This window comes from Caballeronia sp. GAFFF2, from assembly GCF_023631485.1.
In the GTDB taxonomy this organism is placed as follows: Bacteria; Pseudomonadota; Gammaproteobacteria; order Burkholderiales; family Burkholderiaceae; genus Caballeronia.
The window spans coordinates 145,211-163,715 of the sequence record NZ_JALQDA010000023.1; the positions used below are offsets into that span (position 1 = coordinate 145,211).

At 58.3% G+C, this 18,505-nt stretch carries 24 protein-coding genes and 1 pseudogene; 2 read left to right on the forward strand and 23 right to left on the reverse strand.

Annotated features, from left to right (window positions below):
- Positions 1-30 precede the first annotated feature (30 nt).
- The gene (locus NCT04_RS14240; protein WP_250466085.1) at positions 31-459 is read left to right on the forward strand and encodes a helix-turn-helix domain-containing protein; all 429 of its coding nucleotides are present in this window, start codon (positions 31-33) and stop codon (positions 457-459) included.
- A gap of 23 nt (positions 460-482) precedes the next feature.
- Positions 483-1,061, forward strand: a complete 579-nt coding sequence (locus NCT04_RS14245) for a hypothetical protein (RefSeq protein ID WP_250466087.1) — start codon at positions 483-485, stop codon at positions 1,059-1,061.
- Between the two features lie 49 nt (positions 1,062-1,110).
- On the opposite strand, the pseudogene NCT04_RS14250 reads toward NCT04_RS14245, so the two are convergent.
- The 23 genes and pseudogenes from NCT04_RS14250 to NCT04_RS14360 form a co-directional block, all read right to left on the reverse strand.
- Positions 1,111-1,699, reverse strand: a pseudogene (locus tag NCT04_RS14250) (phage late control D family protein); the annotation flags it as partial.
- A gap of 5 nt (positions 1,700-1,704) precedes the next feature.
- Positions 1,705-2,439, reverse strand: coding sequence for a class I SAM-dependent methyltransferase (locus tag NCT04_RS14255; RefSeq protein ID WP_250466089.1), 735 nt, complete (start codon positions 2,437-2,439; stop codon positions 1,705-1,707).
- A 299-nt stretch (positions 2,440-2,738) separates the two neighbouring features.
- Entirely contained in the window at positions 2,739-3,785 is a 1,047-nt protein-coding gene (locus NCT04_RS14260) for a hypothetical protein (RefSeq protein ID WP_250466091.1), read from the reverse strand.
- Between the two features lie 303 nt (positions 3,786-4,088).
- Positions 4,089-5,144 (reverse strand): phage late control D family protein, encoded by a 1,056-nt coding sequence (locus NCT04_RS14265; RefSeq protein WP_250466092.1) that lies wholly within the window; start codon positions 5,142-5,144, stop codon positions 4,089-4,091.
- A gap of 2 nt (positions 5,145-5,146) precedes the next feature.
- On the reverse strand, positions 5,147-5,554 hold the full coding sequence (locus tag NCT04_RS14270; RefSeq protein ID WP_250466094.1) for a phage tail protein: 408 nt from the start codon (positions 5,552-5,554) through the stop codon (positions 5,147-5,149).
- A 16-nt stretch (positions 5,555-5,570) separates the two neighbouring features.
- Positions 5,571-8,195 (reverse strand): hypothetical protein, encoded by a 2,625-nt coding sequence (locus NCT04_RS14275; protein WP_250466096.1) that lies wholly within the window; start codon positions 8,193-8,195, stop codon positions 5,571-5,573.
- A 2-nt stretch (positions 8,196-8,197) separates the two neighbouring features.
- Positions 8,198-8,311, reverse strand: coding sequence for a GpE family phage tail protein (locus NCT04_RS14280; protein WP_250466098.1), 114 nt, complete (start codon positions 8,309-8,311; stop codon positions 8,198-8,200).
- Between the two features lie 8 nt (positions 8,312-8,319).
- Positions 8,320-8,649 (reverse strand): phage tail assembly protein, encoded by a 330-nt coding sequence (locus NCT04_RS14285; RefSeq protein WP_350030012.1) that lies wholly within the window; start codon positions 8,647-8,649, stop codon positions 8,320-8,322.
- A gap of 53 nt (positions 8,650-8,702) precedes the next feature.
- Positions 8,703-9,212, reverse strand: coding sequence for a phage major tail tube protein (locus tag NCT04_RS14290; RefSeq protein WP_250466101.1), 510 nt, complete (start codon positions 9,210-9,212; stop codon positions 8,703-8,705).
- A gap of 142 nt (positions 9,213-9,354) precedes the next feature.
- On the reverse strand, positions 9,355-10,527 hold the full coding sequence (locus NCT04_RS14295; RefSeq protein WP_250466103.1) for a phage tail sheath protein: 1,173 nt from the start codon (positions 10,525-10,527) through the stop codon (positions 9,355-9,357).
- A 47-nt stretch (positions 10,528-10,574) separates the two neighbouring features.
- Positions 10,575-10,907: a hypothetical protein gene (locus NCT04_RS14300; RefSeq protein WP_250466105.1), complete on the reverse strand. Its 333-nt coding sequence runs from the start codon at positions 10,905-10,907 to the stop codon at positions 10,575-10,577.
- Between the two features lie 23 nt (positions 10,908-10,930).
- The gene (locus NCT04_RS14305; protein ID WP_250466107.1) at positions 10,931-11,470 is read right to left on the reverse strand and encodes a phage tail assembly chaperone; all 540 of its coding nucleotides are present in this window, start codon (positions 11,468-11,470) and stop codon (positions 10,931-10,933) included.
- A gap of 2 nt (positions 11,471-11,472) precedes the next feature.
- Positions 11,473-12,726, reverse strand: a complete 1,254-nt coding sequence (locus tag NCT04_RS34870) for a hypothetical protein (RefSeq protein ID WP_502800664.1) — start codon at positions 12,724-12,726, stop codon at positions 11,473-11,475.
- A 201-nt stretch (positions 12,727-12,927) separates the two neighbouring features.
- Positions 12,928-13,467 (reverse strand): phage tail protein I, encoded by a 540-nt coding sequence (locus NCT04_RS14315; protein ID WP_250466109.1) that lies wholly within the window; start codon positions 13,465-13,467, stop codon positions 12,928-12,930.
- Positions 13,460-14,374 (reverse strand): baseplate assembly protein, encoded by a 915-nt coding sequence (locus tag NCT04_RS14320; RefSeq protein ID WP_250466110.1) that lies wholly within the window; start codon positions 14,372-14,374, stop codon positions 13,460-13,462. Before NCT04_RS14320 ends, NCT04_RS14315 begins: the two co-directional genes overlap by 8 nt.
- The gene (locus NCT04_RS14325) at positions 14,371-14,727 is read right to left on the reverse strand and encodes a GPW/gp25 family protein (protein ID WP_250466112.1); all 357 of its coding nucleotides are present in this window, start codon (positions 14,725-14,727) and stop codon (positions 14,371-14,373) included. The genes NCT04_RS14320 and NCT04_RS14325 overlap by 4 nt, the downstream gene beginning before the upstream one ends.
- Positions 14,724-15,536, reverse strand: a complete 813-nt coding sequence (locus tag NCT04_RS14330; RefSeq protein ID WP_250466114.1) for a phage baseplate assembly protein V — start codon at positions 15,534-15,536, stop codon at positions 14,724-14,726. Before NCT04_RS14330 ends, NCT04_RS14325 begins: the two co-directional genes overlap by 4 nt.
- Before the next feature lie 92 nt (positions 15,537-15,628).
- Positions 15,629-16,108: a phage virion morphogenesis protein gene (locus NCT04_RS14335; RefSeq protein ID WP_250466116.1), complete on the reverse strand. Its 480-nt coding sequence runs from the start codon at positions 16,106-16,108 to the stop codon at positions 15,629-15,631.
- A gap of 302 nt (positions 16,109-16,410) precedes the next feature.
- Entirely contained in the window at positions 16,411-16,833 is a 423-nt protein-coding gene (locus NCT04_RS14340; protein WP_250466118.1) for a phage tail protein, read from the reverse strand.
- Complete coding sequence (lysC, locus tag NCT04_RS14345; protein ID WP_250466300.1) at positions 16,826-17,077, reverse strand: Rz1-like lysis system protein LysC; 252 nt, start codon at positions 17,075-17,077, stop codon at positions 16,826-16,828. The genes NCT04_RS14340 and lysC overlap by 8 nt, the downstream gene beginning before the upstream one ends.
- Positions 16,965-17,405: a protein lysB gene (locus tag NCT04_RS14350; protein WP_250466317.1), complete on the reverse strand. Its 441-nt coding sequence runs from the start codon at positions 17,403-17,405 to the stop codon at positions 16,965-16,967. The genes lysC and NCT04_RS14350 overlap by 113 nt, the downstream gene beginning before the upstream one ends.
- A complete protein-coding gene (locus tag NCT04_RS14355) occupies positions 17,402-18,235 on the reverse strand; it encodes an N-acetylmuramidase domain-containing protein (protein ID WP_250466120.1) in 834 nt (277 codons plus the stop codon). Before NCT04_RS14355 ends, NCT04_RS14350 begins: the two co-directional genes overlap by 4 nt.
- The gene (locus NCT04_RS14360) at positions 18,232-18,504 is read right to left on the reverse strand and encodes a phage holin family protein (protein ID WP_250466122.1); all 273 of its coding nucleotides are present in this window, start codon (positions 18,502-18,504) and stop codon (positions 18,232-18,234) included. Before NCT04_RS14360 ends, NCT04_RS14355 begins: the two co-directional genes overlap by 4 nt.
- Position 18,505: the final 1 nt, after the last annotated feature.

Below are 18,505 nucleotides of genomic sequence, written 5' to 3' on the forward strand. Positions count from 1 at the left end.
TGATCACCTGTCAAACCATATGGTGAATTAGTGTCTACTTTTTTTGAGCGGCTTAGAGAAGAGAGAAAGCGCTTGCGGCTAAACCAGACTGATTTCGCCGGCGTTGCGGGCGTGACGAAGGAAAGTCAGTTGAAGTACGAGAACGGATCAAGACGACCCGATGCGACATACTTAGAAGCCATCGCAGCGTATGGAGTGGATATTCTGTACATCCTTACCGGACGGCGCGACGTCTCCACACTGTCTGCTGATGAGACCGATCTCGTTCGTCGTTATCGCGAAGCTATTCCCGGTGTGCGAGCTGCAGTTCAGGCCGCACTCACAGCGGGTAACGCCACCATCAAGGCTCAGCAAGATTTCAGAGGCGCACGGATCAATCAGCAGGTCAGCGGTGACGTGCAAGGCCCGTTTACGATCAACATGGAAATGGGCAAATCCAAAAAGAAAACCGGTGACTAAAGGACGGAAAATCTAGTTCAACTATGAAGACAAAATTTGAGTTCCGAAGTAACGTCGGTGTGGTGGCCGGTGGCGACGTCAATTCGAATGTCGGAGAAATCCATCTGTATGTCAATTTTGATCGGCAAGGCGCTGCGGAAGGGTCGATCGATGAAGAGCAGATTCAGTCTTTAACGCGAAAGATCTTTTCGGTTGCAAGCCGCTCGGGCCTAGACACATTGCGACTGACCGAAATATTACGTGCGAAGTTCGGGTTTGAAAGCATCAACGCCATAACGGCATCTGAACTCACGCTCGTGATGGCATTTCTTGGCGGTTGGGAGGAAAGTTTCGCGCAGCGCACTAAATCCTACACGCGGCCATTGTTTGGCGTGTTGAACCACCGCGCTTCACAGGCGCTTCCATTCCTGAGGAACTGGTATGTTGGTTGCCTCACCGTATTGCTGCTTTGTTTGCTCGTTCTTTGCCTCACGATAGAACATTCGCCGAAAGAACGTCCTAGCGACGAAGCACCTTTCGCCGTTCCTGCTGTCCCCGCGCTCACGCTTCCCGGCGGCCCTACCAGCATACTGCCGACGCCAAGCCCCGCGGCCTTCCGATAGCGTTAGCAATTTTATTTCTTTGCAGCAGCCGGTTCCACGCCAACGTAGATTAGGCGCCATGATGCCGAAAATGCGATCGATGCCGCTCGGAAGCCGGATCGGCGCGCACTTCAAGATCGATCGAAGTGGCAAAGCCAGCGTCGACCGTTATCGTGTGCGTGACCCGTTTGATCAACCAGGGCGTGTCGTCGATTTCGGGCTTAAATCGAGCGACGGCGACGGGTAATTTAGGGAAAAGATCGGCGCGGCCACGGGCTAACGTGTAGTCTATCGTTGCCTGACTACGCTGCACCCGCGCATATTCCGCCTTCGCTGCCGCTCGTGCCTCGGCTTCGCTCGCATAGTCTTCGGCAGCACCTTCACGTTGCGATTGTCCTCACCCCCAATCACAACGGACCGCCGCTTGCCGACACCGTTCGAATGCCAATGCACCCGCACGGCCGAGTAGCTTTCGCGCTGCGCGACGTGGTAGCGATGGCCATCTCCGTCCTTACGCGTGAGACGCACTTCAGCAAGGGCGCGCCCGCTTGCCGTCTTGCCTGTGCCGATCGGCATAAAGAGCAGGTGCAGATCCTTGACGTCACCATCGCGTCGAATCGTCCGGCAAGGCGAGTCAGAGATGACACATCATGCGTTTGCAGCCTCAGCCGTCTTTTTCGAAGACGAGAATCTGCGAGCGACCAAACATGAGTTTGTAGCCGTTGAGAAGTTTGGTAAGTGAGCTGACCCCCGGATATGTACCAGGCGGCGTCCCTTTGGCAATGCGACCCGTCCAAAGATACGAGAACGGTTTCATCATTAGGTAAAGCGGTATGAGCACCTTTCGTTTTGATCGGTCGACACATATTTCAGTGAGTCTACATCCCATGGAACCAAAGAAATAGATCAGGTGAAGAGGCGTATATGGACTGATGTGGCCGCGGTCGAGCAATGTCCCATTGCTTTGACGCATGTTGTTCGCGCCGAACTGAAAGAACGTACCTGTGAAAAGAAACTGAACACGAGAATAAAGGTTAGCGATGTTTGGTGTCGAAATAATTATCCGGCCTTGCGGCGCTGTCACTCTAACCAATTCCCGCATTAGACCTATCGAGTTAACGACATGCTCGATCCCTTCGAGGCACGTCACGACATCGAACTCTCCGTTAGGCCATGGTAGAGGAGCCTCCATGTTCGCGCGAATGGATCCTGGCCAACCGTTGATGTCTGCTTTCACCACCTGATGTCCTAGCGTTTCGAGTGTGGAACCAAAGACGCCGCACCCGGCTGGAATATCAAGAATTCGCTCGTTTCCTCGAGAGTGCTCTGCCAAATAGGCAAGCACGATTTCCATATACCTCGTCATGTCTAGACGGTCAAAGCTGAAACCCGGTTCCATTTTGCCTCGTAATTCGGATGATTAACATACGACGCTAACAGTTCAGACGTCGTTTCAACAATATGACCTGTCCGAAAAGAAGCACAAAATCGAAAGCAGCCGGGACGTCCGCGATACTGAACGCAAGCTGTAACCGCGAAGGACATTGCGAGCTAAACTTCCTTGCTCAAGAAGCGCGCTTGCAAAAATGTGCATCTCTCGTGAGTGTCGATTTCCAATAAGCGACGGCTTGTCTGATGGCTTAATCACTGCCGGTCAACGACGGCTTGTTCCGGTGCGATCAACTCATCGCCGTCAAATCATTCTGCTGAGACAAGTCGTCCCAGCTGCGACCGTTGCTTGCGCGGTGGCCAATGATGATGATAGATGTGCCCATCGGCGCTATCGCAAACACGGTCGACGCAAGCCGCAACGTGGTAAGTTTCACCTCCCCTTTCTGCGAAGGACTCAACGGACAACGTTAGGTTTTTTTCCGTGGGGCGAATCGGGCCCTCCCACTTTGCGCTAGGCGGATTCGGACCCGGCTCGTCAATCCATACTCTCATTAATGCCCATGGATCCGGGGGTAGGTTGGAAAACGTAGCCTGACCGGTGACCGAATACAGCCCACCTGCTCCGGCGTGGGTGTCCGGAGCGTCGACCTTGATTTGGGTAATTCCGGTGCCATCGGAAGCTTCGGGATGGGGAATCTGCTTCACATCCTTTATGTGCTTTTCCAGTTCGAAGACAATTGCGTCTTGCGGTATATCCGGCAGATTCGGTGGCTGTTTGCGTGCGCCCTTTTTCTGGCCCTTGGCACCGACTTTATCTCCCGCACACAGTAGCGCATCGATCGATGAGTTCGAGACGACCGAATCAAGATCGTTACTAACGTCGCGCATTCCCGCGCTCTCGCACACTCGCCTGTGCAGTTCATTAAGAGCCGCAGGGCGCGAGCCTTTGCGAATAAGGAACTGGCCTTTGGGTGCTTGCTCAAAAGGAATATCTGAGAGGATCTTTCTTGGAAGGTAAGCGTACGTTATTCCGTCTTTCGATATCTCCTTTACTACATACTCCGCGGCATGGGCGGTCGAGCTAAAAACTGAGGAGACAACGAATACAATCGGAGCACTTTCGAGCAGCGCAATTAGTAACGCCTGCCTTCCCGCTCGCTTCCATAGCCCTCGCTTAGCGAACGCAGGAAAGATACGCGAAATCCTTAACGGTAGTGCGTCGCATAGCGCATTGTGCCGGCTTTCTGCTGCATTCGTCCGCGCACAGTTGACGGAGACGTCACCTCGATGACTATCGCTAAGCATAGCAAACGAACTGATGACTCGGAGTTTCGAGGCAAGATGCTTCAGCATGACAAGCTCCTAAAGACCGGCCGCCGATGAGTCTCAACATGAGAAATGATTGCGGCCGGGCCCGCATAGAGTCCGTGCGGGCAGGCTTAGTCTAAAGGTAAGACGAGAAGAGATGACTTAAATTTTTTTAAGCACGAGCGCTCTGTTCTTTGAAATTTTCAATGAAACGTTATCGAAGCATCACGCTATCTTGCAGGCACGTGGTGCTAAACCATGCCTTGCACTAGAAGTCCGCTCGGTATAGCGGTCCTTTGTCCCAAGACTCAGTTTGAACAAGGCGACGGCTTCCCTCGCTTGAACGAGTCAAGCACCATGTTTCCCAAAGTGCGATCGATGCCGCTCGGAAGCCGGATCGTCGCGCACATCTAGCTCTATAGTGGTTGTGAACCCGGCATCGCCCGTCATCGTGTGCGTGACCCGTTTGACTAACCAGGGCGTGTCGTCGATTTCACGCTTGAAACTAGCGAGCGCGACTGGAACTTCAGGAAACAGATCGGCGCGGCCACGGGCTAACGTGTAGTCCATCGTTGCCTGACTGCGCTGCATTCGTGCATATTCCGCCTTTGCTGCTGCTTGCGCCTCGGTTTCGCTCGCATAGTCTTCAGGAAGCACCTTTACATTCCGATTGTTCTCGCCGCCGATTACCACGGACCGGCGCTTGCCCGCACCGTTGGAATGCCAATGCGCACGCACGGCCGAATAGCTTTCGCGCTGCGCGACGTGGTAGCGATGGCTATCGCCGTCCTTCCGCGTGAGTCTCACCTCGGCAAGCGCCCGCCCGCTCGCCGTCTTGCCGGTGCCGATTGGCATGAAGAGCAGATGCAGATCCTTGACGTTCATCACTGCGTCGAAGCGCCGGGCAAGCCGCGTGAGAAACGACATATCGCTCTCATGTGTTTGATCGATGTGCGCGATCGCGACCGAAGCGAGCACCTCACTCACCGCGGCTTTCAGCGAATGCCGTGATGCAATGGTGCGCACGATCGCGCCGAGTGTCTGGCCATGCCAGCTTTGTTCGCGCCGCTCGTGCATGGCATGCGTCATGGAGGCTGATCGTGCGCGAATCGTAATGATATCGGGTGCGCCGCTATGCTCGATTTCATCGACCGTGAAGACACCTTTGTCAACAAGCGACTCCCCAACCCACCCGATCGCCACGCGAATGTTTGCACCGCGTTTCGGTATGGCAAATGTGTTTTTTGAATCGTCGATGACGAGATCAAGCGTGTCGGATTCTTCGGCGCGCGACTCCGAGAGCGTCAGACTGATGAGCTTGGGCGCGATCAGGCGCGACAGATCACGACCATCGAGCGTGATGCGATAGTCGGCTTGCGGTTGTAAGCGTGCGTGCACGGTCATGCTCAGGAACCTTGCGCATTCGCTAACGCATCGTCGTCGACACGCTTGATCAACAAATTGAACTCGATCTTGCGAGCAACACCATCACGCGTGTGATAGCTCGCGGTCTCATTCAAGCTCTCGATGATGAACGCGCCGTACACGGTGCCCGCGCCGTCAACAAGCACATGCGCCTCGCCCGTGTCCCCCATGTTCGCGAGCTCGCCCAGCGAGGCGATAGCGCCAATTGAATTGTCTTGCGCGATCATGCCATTGAGCGTGATCGTGTCGTCACCGACGCCCACGTACTGACTTGCATCACGCACGCCAATGCGCGAGCTGGTTCGATGCTTCCAGTTGCGCTGGCGTTGCAATTCCTTGAGCGGCGCGGTTTTGAGACTAAAGACGAACTGTCCCAGCGACATCATCATGGCGGCTCCCTCGTGCTTACGCTCTATCCCGCAGGCTTGAGCCCAAGCGCGACTGCTTTGCGCGTTCACGGCGATCGAGCTCAGCCGCAACGGCTCGTGCGATGGCCTGCGCGTCCATGCCTGACTGCGGATAGATGTTGATCGTGACTGCATCGGTAGCGCGGCTTGCCGCACTACCCGTTGCCGTTGCCGTTGCCGCCAATGGTCCGCGTGTGTCGATTGGCACGCGCGGACGTGTCAGCGCGACGGTAGGCTCAATAGACTTGGTGAGCTGCGGCACTGCCGCGATCGCAGGCGCAGCGAACGAGCTTGCCGCGACTGCCGCCAGGCCGATGGCCGCGCGTGCGACACGCTCCTGAGCGCGGTCGATGCCGAGCGCCGCGCCCTCTCCGACGAAGTGGCCCAGCGCGCTGAAGACGCGACTTGGGCTGTGGATGCCGAGCTTTGCCTTGAACCAGCCGACGGTCGAGCTCGCCACGTTCATGATTGCATCCTTGACCGACCCCATACTGCTCGTAATGCCGCTCACCAGGCCAGAGATGATGTTCGTCCCGATCGTCGCCATCGAAGCGGGGAGTGCTTTGAGCCATGCCACGCCCCCGGCAAACGTCGATCGCATATGCTCCCAGAGCGATGACGCACCGGATTTGATCGTGTCCCAGTGCGTGTAGATGGCGTACGCAGCCAGGGCGATCACAGCGACGAGGGCCGTGATCGCAAGCCCGATCGGGTTCATCAGCAGCGCTCGCCCGGCGAACATGGCGGCAGAGCCAAACATCCGAAACGCGCCGACGGCAAGCCCCAGCCCTCGCGTCAAGAGACCGCCCTTCATGCCGAGCACCGCCATGCTAAAACGCAGCAACGCGAGCGGCCCAAGGATGGCCGCCAAAGCAATCGTCAACGTCCCGCACACGGCAAGTAGCGCGGCGAATACCGCTAACACGGTAATGACGGCCTTGGCCGCGCCCGGATGCGCTTTGACCACGGTGAGCAACCGTTCGGCTAGCGAGCGCGTTTTGTCGAGCCCCGCGTTATACAGCGGCGTGACGCGCTGACCAATCTCATTTTTGAGGTCACGCAGCTTGGCCATTGCGGCAAGCTCTTTGCCGCTCGTTTGCTCCTGCGCAATGCCGCTCAGCGTATCAATGTCCGCCGCCACCTTGTTCTGGCGCTCGTTCTTTGCAATCTGATTGCGTTGCAAGAACATCGTGGTGAACAAGTTCGAGGCGGTCGAGTTCGTGAACATCGAGCCGATCGTGCTGACGATCGCTTTCTCGTCGGTGATCCCTTTCTTCGCAAGCGCTGGTAGCAACGTCTCCTTCATCCACTCATAGGGCGAGGACTTGAACTGTTCCGAATTGAGCAGCGCTCCATCGGCGAATGCCTTGACGTGGCCGTTCTTGTCGTATTCGACTTTTTTGGAATCGAGCAGTCCGAGATTCATCAGCTTGCGCGCGGCGCGTACGGTCGTGCGCCCCTCGATCAAGTTCTGGTAGCCCGACATGAGGCCCTTACCGGCGCTGCCGCGCATCTCCTGAATGAGCGGCTCCATCTGATAGAAGAACGCATCTTTGGAAAGCGACTTGGCGGCCACGCCGCCGCGCTGAATAAACTCCATCCATTGATCGCCGCCGACGCGCCCGCCGGTCGCCGATATCACTTTCTGAACGCGGTTGGCCTCATCCAGGAACGTCGCTTGGTCCTTCGTCCCGCCTCGCAGTTCGATCACCTTGAGCATGTTCATGAACATGCGCTCATTGTCTTCGGCATGCTCTCCACCGTACACGACGTCGTTCGCAAACTTCATCTTCGACAGGATTGGTGTTGCAACCTTTGCATGGTGTGAATCGGCAAAGATCGACATCGAGTCGCGCATCATGGTCATATTGTCGGAGGTGCTCGCGCCGTACACCTTCATGCCGCGTGCGAACTTTACGGCGTCCTGCGTGGCGTGCTCGCCCAAGCCCAGAGCCTGAATTCGTGCGATCTCATTCTGGACCTTCTTGGCCTCGCCGAGCGTCTCACCCAGGCCGCCCAGAATGTGCGTGCCCGTGCTCTTGGCCGCATAGCCGCCGATGGCCATGTTGGCCCCGACGCCCTGTATGGCTTGCATCTTTGTGCGGGCGGCCGCGATGCGCTTCTCGCGCTCCGCAAGCTGTTCGAGCTGCTTGTGCTGTTGCGCGATCGATTCCTTAGTCGCGTCGATGCTCGTCTTGAGTTCGCGCTCGTGCCGAGCCAGGCTCGATGTCGCGACACCTGCATCCGATAGCTTCGTTCGCAACTCGCCCAATTTCGCAACCTGCTGACTATGCTTGGCGGTGAGCGTCGCGGCCGCTTGCTTGGCCCGCTCGAAATCGGCAATCATGGCTTTCGATGGCGGCCCTGCTGCGTGCAGCGCGCGCGTGAGCTCGCCCACGCAGACGTGAGCAGCTTTCATTTCAGCAGTCGTCTTGGCAACGCTACCGGAAAGCTCGCGAAACGCGGCGATGTTTTTCTGCGCGCTGCTCAATTTGGTCAACTGCGCACGCGTTTCTTTGAGCGATGAGGCGAGCGCTTTGTTGCCCGCGAGCATGGTCTTCAGGGGCTTGGTGATCTTGTCCACCATGTCGAACATAACCCGAAGTTTCAATGCGTTGTCCACCGCTATTCGCTCCCGCTACGTTGCCGCGCCCGCTCGCGCCACGCCATCAGTTCGGCCAGACTGAAATCATCCATCACCGCAGGCGTCCAACCAAAGACCACGGCGATGTCGGCCATCGCATCTTCTATCCTTTCAGGGATTCCAGTTTCGATTTGACGGCCTTCGACATCAAAAAACCCGCAAAGATGCCTCCCAACTCGACGAGATCAGCGGGATCGATGTTGGCGACATCGTGCTCGGTGAGCGTAGGCGTGCTGATACGCGGCAGCACCTTCGAGAGCGCCGCGACATCGAGGTTCACGAGGTCGGACAGCGACACGCCGCGCAACTCGCCCGACTTGGGTTTTCGCAGCGTGACAGTGGTGATGGTCTGCTCGCCGCGCACCAATGGCGTGTCGAGCGTGTGCGTGTTTGCATCGGCCTTCGGTTCGTTATCGATTTGGTTGGGTTCCATATTCATTTCTGTCAGTCAAAGTGGTGAAGGAACTGTGAGCGCTGCGCCCCAGCTCAAATGCCGATCGCTTTGCGAAGCGCGGCCAATAGATCCTTGCCGTTGATCTTTTCGATCGAGTTGATGAAGTCGATCTCGATGAGCTCTTGACCGTTGATCGTCAGTTTGTAGTAGCTTGCGACGGTCGTGACCTTGAACGCGGTGTCGTCTTTGGCCTTCGCTGTGCCCATCTCGATCTCGCTATGCCGACCCTTGATGACGATTTCGACCGAATCGACACTGGTTGCGTCTTCGGACTGGTAGCCGCCGGAAAAGCGCAGCAACACGCCATCGTGCGTGGTCACGCCATACTGGGCGAGTACAGGACGCATCAAGCCACCGCACGTCCATTCCATCTGAATGCCCTCTTGACCGAAATCGATCTTGATCGGCCCGCTCATGCCTCCGCCCTGATAGTCCTCCATCTTGCGGGTGAGCTTGGGCAGTGTGACTTCGGCAACTTGTCCAAGAAAGCTTTCGCCGTTGTGAAACAGGTTGAATCCTTTGAGCTTGCGAGGCATACCCATGTTTTAGCTCCTTTACGACAATCCGTTGAGGCTTAATGTGAGGCGCCGTTTGCGCCGTTTGCGCCGTTTGCGCTGTTTGCGCTGTTTGCGCTGTTTGCGCTGTTTGCGCTGTTTGCGCTGTTTGCGCTGTTTGTTCCGATAGTTACGCGCCCACGCGCGAGGCAAAGTCGGCGAGATATCGGTCTGTAATGCGTTGTCGCAGCACGAGGTTTTCAAGCGGCGGCACCGGCGTATAGTCGTAATCAATGAACGACTGCCCCGACTTCAGGATGTCGGTCGTGTTCGGCGCAGGGTCGAACCAGGCCGAACCGCCGATCAGATAGCCCTGTGAAATCCACGCCCTGAATTTGCCGTTGATCGTTTCGATGATGTCGCGAGGCAGTGACGGATGAAGCGGCCCGTCCACGACGGGCATTTGTGCTTCCGCGATCGAATCGGCGAGCACCTGTGCGGTGCGCGTCGAGTTCTCGAACGCAAACAGCGGATCACTGGAGCAGGTGCGCGAGCCCCAGAACCGGAAGCCGTCCTTGTTGATGAGCGTTGTGACGCCTTTTTCATTGAGATAACCCGCGTCGGTAGCCGGATCTTGCAGGCCCCACGAGACGTCAGCCGAGATGCCCACGACGCCATTGACGGCGACGTTCGAGAGCGTCTTGTGCCAACCGATTTGCTCGTCGATCTTCGCACGCAGACCTAATGCGTACGCCACTGACGGAACCTCGACGTTTTTCTTCGTGTCGGTGTCCCAGGCGATGAAGTTAGGCCACAGGAGCATGATCTCGCGCTGGCCGAATTGGTCTCGATACGCGGCGACCTCCTCCTTGGTTTTGCAACCCCACGCGAACGCATACGTCATCGCGCGCAGCGACTGCGCAACCGGCAGCATGGCGGCGGCGACTTCCGGCCGATCCAGTCCCGGCACACCGATGATGCGCGGCGTGACATGCAGCTTTGCGTTTGCGGCAAGAAAGGCCTTCAGGCCGGTGTAGCGGCCGTCGCTCGTCACGGTCCCGATCACATTGCCGACCGTCTCGTCCTGATCTTTACCTTCGGCCACGCGCACGACGACAGTGAGGGCCTTGGTCTGTGCACCGATGGCCCGAAGCGTGGTGGAGAGCGTGCCCTTCTTTCCAGCTTTACCTAGCGCGTCGACGACGTTCGTGAGCAGAACGGGCGTATTCAAAGGAAAGGCGTTTTCGTCCGCATCGTCTGCCGTGCACACCACGCCGATCACAGCGGTGGCCACGGTGCGAATGGGTCGCGTGCCCTGATTAATTTCGATAACACGAACGCCGTGGTGATAATCGGTTGGCATGGTGCGAAACTCCGATGATGAGGGTGAGTAGATACGGGAGGTGAGGCTTACGAGGATGTGACGTCAGGCACCACTTCGGCCTCGGTGAACACAAACCGATTGGGCGGGAGCGCGGACGAGTCGATGCGCTCAGGGGGCTGTTCGATCAGCACTCGTTCGGCAAATCGAGTCAGGTCTTCCCCCTTACCCGGCACGCCTTCTATTTGGACGGTCGCGATACCGATCGACTGCGCGCCTTGTTGTGCGACCTCGCGGTTGTAGAAGCTTGCGACCTCGACGATGCTCTGCTTCAACTGCATATCGACGGTCACTCGGCGGACGACATGAAACGATGCAGGAACGCCAATCGAGGCGATTTCAACGATTTTTTTGAGCGGCATATCAAGTGTTCATAATGAGAAATTTACAGGGGTGAAACCGGCCACACGATGTGCTTCGGAAAGCCGGGTTGAGCGGTCACTGCGCGAAGCGCCTGGCGATAGACGACGAGCGCTTTGAAAGTGGAAGCATCCAACGTCGTCGGCACGCCCGCGTCTTGCTCGTCACGATGCCGATCGACTAGCCACTGTGTCGCGGCGAGCCGTTCGTCGCGCTGCTCGCGCGCTTGGGCTGCGATGACTTCCATATCCTCCACGTAACTCGCAATTGGACCGAACTCGCCCGCGACCAATCGGGCGAATAACGCCCGACCGTGCGCTTCAACATCAGTGGGCATAGCAAAGAAGACCTGTGGTTCCGTGATGCCCATCGGATGATTGGGGAACGTCACAGTGCAGCGGATGCATTGCTTTTGTTCGGGATCCATCCATTGAGGGTTCGTGACGGTGCCGATCTCATACGGATCGCGGATCACTGGCGCATCGTGCAATATCGCGCTGGTGCTGCGAGCTGAATGCGCGGCATGACGGTTGGCATTGGTGTCGAAAAGGATTGGAATTTTCATGATTAGCTGATGCGTTGCCAAAGGTAGACATACAGCGAATGGTTGCCACCGACCTTGCACTGATCCTGCTGACGCCAGTTCCCCGAGTACGCGGCAAAGCCGTCATCAGAGGGTTGAGTCGGCGAGATATAGCCGGGACGCGAGGTGCGAAGGCAAAACGAGCCGACGCCGCCTGGATCAAGGATCGTGCGGGGCGCAGCCCAGTTGCCGAAATTAGTGTGCGTAAGGATCGCGCCGATGTAGCTGGTGTCGACATACATGTCGACATTGGCGCCCCAGTTAAGCGTTACCTTGTGGGCGGTATCACTCACGACATAGCCATACCCGCCGTTGCCATTTCGGATCGGCGCGCGTGCGTTGATGCCGTTATCACGCGCAGCGAATTGAGTGTTCAGCCAGTTGGATAGCCATCCACCCCAAACACCGCCGGAGAGGTTGCCGTCGCTGGCAAGAGAGGCGTGCCCACCGCCTGCGTAGACATAGCCCAAAGACACAAGATCAGCGCCTTGCACACGCTGATTCGAATACAGTGGCCCGTTGATCGAGCCTCCGTTCGTCGTCAAGGGATTGGGCAGATTGCCAGTGTCCCAGGGCGTGACACCCGCCCATGTCGGGCGCGCGCGCGGCAAAGACAGCACGCCGCTGTCGGACAAGGTCGCGTTAATCGCGCGATTCGCGCTATCGACGAATTCGAGTTGCCGTTGCGTCGCGTTCGAACGTACAAAAGGCGAGAAGCCGTTCGCATCGAATAAGAGCGCCGGACTATAGGGAGAGCCCGCAGACTTCAGACGAACATCGCCGCCTACCGGTCCGCCCGTGGTCGAATATTTGCCGTCTAGCGCGGCCTGCAACCCGTCGATCTCGAGAATTGCGTGGTGGTGCCCACGATTGGATTTGTCAACGATGGCGTGACCGATCGCCGCTTGAACACCGGCCGGTGTCGCCGCGCGGCGAGTATCCGTGCCCGCGACGGTCTCAGCACTGGTGGCAAGCTCTACCACGCCTTGCCGTTCCGTGGTGGCCGGCGGATTGAGGAAGGATGTCTCACCAAAGACCAACTGCGTAGCATCGATCGCCGCGAACTGCATGTCACACGAGAGCAACAGCAAGGCGGCGGGCGACTTCTCCATGATCGGCGTGTCTTGCCCGTACACAGCTAGCAGCGTGCCGTCTTCCAGATACAGCCCGAATCCGTAAAGCGAATATTGATCTTCGCTATCGTCCGTGAGCGTCGCGTGAATCGTGTCGGGGGCCACGTTCGTGCCGCCGAAGGTGGTGATGCGCTTGCGCTCGTTCGGCAGCGCCTTGAGCGCCTTGCTCGACTCGAACGCTGCGGTCGCAAGACCGATTTCGACGATCTTGTGTGCATTCGTACCGTCCTTGTTCGGCGCGACAAGCGCCGCGCGGCCAGCATCGGTTAGGGTGAGAAGGTTTGCCATCGTCTGCTAGTCGATTCGTTATTCACACAAATTGAGTCGGCGGTACACTGCCACGCGCGCCGAAGCGCCGATCGGTTGCTGAACCTGATTCGAAAATCCCTGCTTGAACGTGTAGTGCGCTCGCAGGGGCTTGGTGCGGTCGATCTCTGCACGGATGTCGGCTACATACTCGGCGGTCGGCACCTTGCCCTCATGACCGCTGACGGTCATCAGGATTTCGAACGTCCCTGGCCTGCCCACCGGCTGGAGCTCGAACCACTCGCGCAGGATGAGGTTGCCACCGAAGGCTGCGACCACCTCGCGCACCGCGGCTGCCGTGCCCTTGCGACGCGCTACGGGTATAGCCTGCTTCACACGCGCGCGCTTCACGTGTTCGGGCCAATACGCTTTCCACGTATCAACGCCCAACTGCCACGCGAGCCACGGCAGGAGATCGAGACGAATCGCATCAGGATCGATGAGCGTGGCAAGCGGCGTCGGAATGTCGTCAATAGATGCGCTCGTATCGGCAAACCGGCGTTCGAGCCGAGTCGCATTGGGCGGAAGCAATCTATTCAAGGCTGTACACCCCGTCGTCGATCAGTTCGATGCTGGTGCAATAAGGCGCTTGCGTCTTGGACGCTTTGATACTTTGGAGCGGCTGCTCAAGCACGACCTTCTGAACGCCCGGTGCGCGTGCGGCCGCATAGATTCCATCGAGCGTGACTTCCATCCCAAGCCGGTGCATCTGCTCGGCGTAGCCTTTCATGGCTTTGTTGGCCTCTTCAAGCGCGACCGCGCGATCGGGGCCGGAGAAGAAGGTCAACCTCGCGCGCACCTCATATTTGATGACTTCAGCTGACTTGACCGTGACCTTATCGGTGAGCGGTCGCACGTCGCTCGCACTCAACGCGGAGACGACGGCATCAATCAAGCTCGCTTCGGCCGCGCCATCATCCAAGCGAGACAGGATCGTGACGAGCACCTCACACGGCGCGGGACTGATAGCGGTCGCGTCGAGCACATGAGCGTGCGCGTTGCGCGCAAGCGAGATATAAGCGCCTTCGGGACCTGCCACGGAGAAACGCTGTGGCGCGAGCTGCACCCGCGCACGCAGATCGGCATTGCCCTCCATCTTGGCCTTCGTCCCTTTCTCGGGGTCCGCAGGCGTGATCGTCTGCCGTTTAATGCCGACGAGCGCGGCCAGATGATCCAGGTCTGCATCGATCGCATACGCGAGCATGATTCGGCGCGCGGCATCATTTACGCGCTGGCGCAGCGTCATCTCTCGATAGGCCAGCAGTTGCAATAAGCGCACGATGGGCTCGGACTCGAGTTTGAGTGTCTCCGAAATTTCCGCCTGCTCCTCCTTGGCATGCAGCGCCACAAACTTTGCCTTCAAGGTGGACAGCAAGGTTTCGAAATCGATCGTCTCGATAATGTCTGGCGACGGCAGCTTGGAGAGATCGATAGGGGTCGCGCTCATATCGTTCTTCCACTCAAGACGTCAACGCGCGCACGCACGGGCGTGCCGCTCACACGGGTCCAGCCCTCGATTTCAAGGTAAAGCAGCCCTTGCGCCGCCTCATCGACGACAAGCAGCACACGGGTCAACGTCAGACGCGGCTCCCAGCGCATTAGCGCAGTCGCAACGGCCGCGTACAGGCGAGTTCGCATCGCGCCGTTGGCCGGTGCGTCGATCAGATCGGTCAATTCGGAGCCGAAGTCGCGACGCTTGATGCACGAGGCAAGCGGCGTCGAAACGATCTTGCCGATCGACTGGTAGAGATGATCGAGGCCGGAGATCCAACGGCCGTTGAGTGCGTTCATGCCTCTCATACGGCTTTTCTCCGGCGATTGATCCGTCGGCGTAATGCCGACTTGCAGACCCTTGCACCAGCGGCCGCATTCATACCTCTGAAACTCGCGCCTTTGATCGGCTTACTCGTGGGTGCAGTGGAGCCTTGAGCACGGTGCAAGTGGCCCTCCACACTCACTCCGGCCGCCGTCACGTCCTTCGAGAAGTGAGCGCCGCCATCAATGCGCATCGCGTGGCCACCGCTCCCGCCCCCGCCCTGTCCGCTCATACCGGACTGGAATGCAAATGCGCCTACGACCGTCATTGATCTGCTGACCACGACTTCGCCGTCGAGCAAAATGTGCTTCGCTTCCAGCGTCGCATCATCGCTGCGAACGATGACCGCTTTGCTTTCGACGACGACGGCGCCAGGCGCGCTCAGGTTCACCGACGCGCCGTCCGGAAGACGGACTGAGAGTGAATGCTTGGCGTGGTCGTATTGCACGAGCGCGCCATCGGGGTAGGCGATCGCGTGAACGTCGGGACTGCGACTCGGCGGCGTCACCGAATCACAAAAAACGCCGCCCCAAGCCACACCTTGCGCAAGATCGCCCATTGGACAGAGCAGAATCACTTGCTCGCCCACGCTCGGCGGATTCCAGACACGGGTCTTTCCGGCTCTCAACGTGGCGAACGGCAACCAGTTCGTCGTCAAGCCCGGTGCATGCTCATCTTCGGCGTCGCCCACCGACACCCGCACGCTGGGCGGGTTCGTCGAGAGGTCAACCTCGGACACTAATCCTCTGCGGATCAGGTTGATGAGAAGGCGGCGAAATTCATTGGCGTGCATGTCGCCAATCTTGCCAAGCAGGCGCGCGCGAGGCGAACAATTGCTTGCGTTAAACTCCGGATCACGCAAAGCCGTGCGGCGCGTGTGGGGGTCTATTGGGCGAGGTGCTTGAGCAGCATGTCTTGTATAAGCTCGCGTTCGTTGTGAGTGAAACCAAGGAGCGCGCGTGCGGGGTAGCGATACTCTCGACCACCGGGCGCGACACGATCCGTTTCGCCGAATTGATGTACGCGCGCGATGCGTGCTACACGACCGATGAAGCCAATGGCAAGCCCGTTCGCATCCGCTTCAATGCGCATATAACGCGCAGTGCGAAGCTTGGGGAACATCGCTGAGCGCTTGATTCGCCCTCGCTTGCCGCGCAAATTCTTTGTGTCGGAAATCGAGCGCGGTTTGCGCGGTTCGTAAGCACTGCCGTCGGGGTTGCGTTGTGCGGCGATTCGAGCCTGCTGACTACGGCGCAGTTCGCGAGCGATATCGCGCATCGCCGCGCGCCGCGTAGCGGGTCCAAGCTTGGCAAGCAGAGCGCCGGCCCACGTCTCCAGGCTATCGAGTTGAGATTGTGAGTCCATCGTCTGCTAACCATTCAAACAGCAACGTGCTCGCCCCAGGCATCGTCGACATTGAGGCGCTTGCTGAAAAGCTTTTCTCCCAAGCGCAACAGATAGTGCATAAGCGGCCACTTCTGGCGGCGTCTCGCTCAGTAACCTTAGCCACTCACCGTATGCGCTGATATCGCCTACATAACCCACAGCTTGGCGACGGATCAGATTTGCGATCGCATCGCTTTGTTCCACGCGACTCATTGAGGTATTTGAGGACATGACTTGCTCCAACATCGAATGTTTCAACGAAACGAGCGGACGGATTCAATTCAGCTTTCCCAGGGCTGCTGGTCGGATTGAGAATCATCGACATGGGTCACTGTTCGCTCGCCGTTCTCAACCGTCACGACGACGCTTTCGGTGAGTTGCAGCTTGATCGACACATCCGCGGTGCTGTTGCCAAGAATGTCGATCTCATAGGTGATGCCACTATCACGCTGACCCCAATTGGTCACGAGATCGGATTGATGTGTGCGGACCCAATCGACCACCGCGATGAAGATGTCGTCCGCCTCGCCCGCGTAGTCGAGCACCAGTATATTGAGTACGTAACGATATTCGAACGAGCTCGATTTTGCGCCGGTCGCGGCGATCGATCCTTGATCAATAAATACCGTCAGCTTGTCTGGGTTTTCGGCAAGCGTCGGAATAGCGGCTGCGAGCGCCCCGCGCAAACTGCCAGGTTTAATCATGCTTTGCATCCTTGCTCTGCGCGGCGTTCCGCGTCTGCGCGCGAGCCTGACACTCGACGATCAGATCGACTTTCGCGGCGCACGTGGCCCACGCGCCCTTGGCTGTTGTCAGTGCTTCCTGTAACTCGCCGTTAGTGCGTGGTGACATCGCCGGTAGACCGCACGGCGTGACCGTCTGGCACTGCTGCACTAAAATCTGCGGAGCCCGTGTAGGCTGGATTGGCTGACAAGCGCATAACGTCATCAGGCAAAGCAGTGTCGGCCCAAGCGTGAACGGTCGGACTGTCATGGATGGCTTCCCTCATCGCTTGGCGTTGCATCGATACAGTCTTCTCGGCAGCGGCCGTCGCCCTATCGAGCTGCGCTTGCTGCCGCGCTTTTTCGAGAGCGTCGCGCTGCAGATTGCGAATGGTCTGATCTCGATCTGCAACGTGCTGACTCGCGACGCGCAACCGCTCGGTCTCGGCTCTCAGGTCTGCACGCAACGCGCGTACATACAGCGAGCCGCTGACCGACGCTGCAAAGAGCAGTGCGCAGACGGCAAGCTTGTATTCGACTGCAAGCAGATTCATGCGCTCGCGTCTGCCGGCGCGGGCGCGGGCTTAGGCGCAGACGTAGGCGCATAACGCTCATACGCGCGCGCAAGCTTCACGTCATAGAGGTTCGCCTTGTACGCCTTGCCGTTATAACCCTCAGCAAACGCTTCCCAACGGCGCGATTTCAACGCGGCGAGCAGTTTGGCGTCAGCGGCAACGAAACGCACGAATGCATCGAGCTGCTCGCGCTCACTTGCCTCCATGCGAGACACGAACTCTTGCGGGCTCTGATAATCGAGTCGCTTCCAGTGTTCGCCCATCACCTGGAACGCGCCCCAGCTTGTTGCCTCCCATGCGGCGACTGGTGCGAGCATCTGGGCCCAGGAGAGCCGCACATATTCCGCAGATCCGCCTTCATAGCCGCCACGGGTTTCCGACACAATGTTCGGATAGCGAGCCGCGAGTGGCTTGGGGTCGATCCCGTGGGTCACTAACCGCTCCCAAAACACGTGGCGCTCGAACAGAATGACGGGTCGGCCATCAGCAAGGAAGCCTTCACCGCGAGATTCGACCTCATTTACTGCACGCACGCACTCGACGGGAACATCGAGTGAGGCGGCCGCTTTGACGATATCTGCATCAGCGAGATGCTTGGTATCTCGCTTTCCGGTGGCAAGCGTGAGCATGGTCTTTGGCCCCGCAATGCCGTCAACCACGAGACCCGCGTCGGCTTGTACCTTTTTGACGGCAGTCTCGGTAGACTCATCAAATACATGCGTCACCGCGAGCTCGAAACCCGCGCGAAGCAATCGGTGCTGCAAAAGCGCCACCTCATCGCCCATCGAGCCAAATCGAAGGATCCTCATTGTTCGCCACTCCATAAAAGGCGCGCCACGTTGCCGCGCGCGCAGAACACAAAAAACGCGAGCAAAACTGACCGCGCGGCTTCGAGGAAGTCCACGTGTCGGGGATGCAGCGCCAGCTCGATTGCGGAACATCCAAGTACGCTCGCGAGCGACCAGGCGAGCCATGAGACGTGAGCTCGGTGCCGAGCGCCGTTGCGCCGGAAGAACACGATGCGCAGCGCCGCCACGACGTGCGCCATCAAAGCGATGCTGGCAAAAGAGAGGTTCATG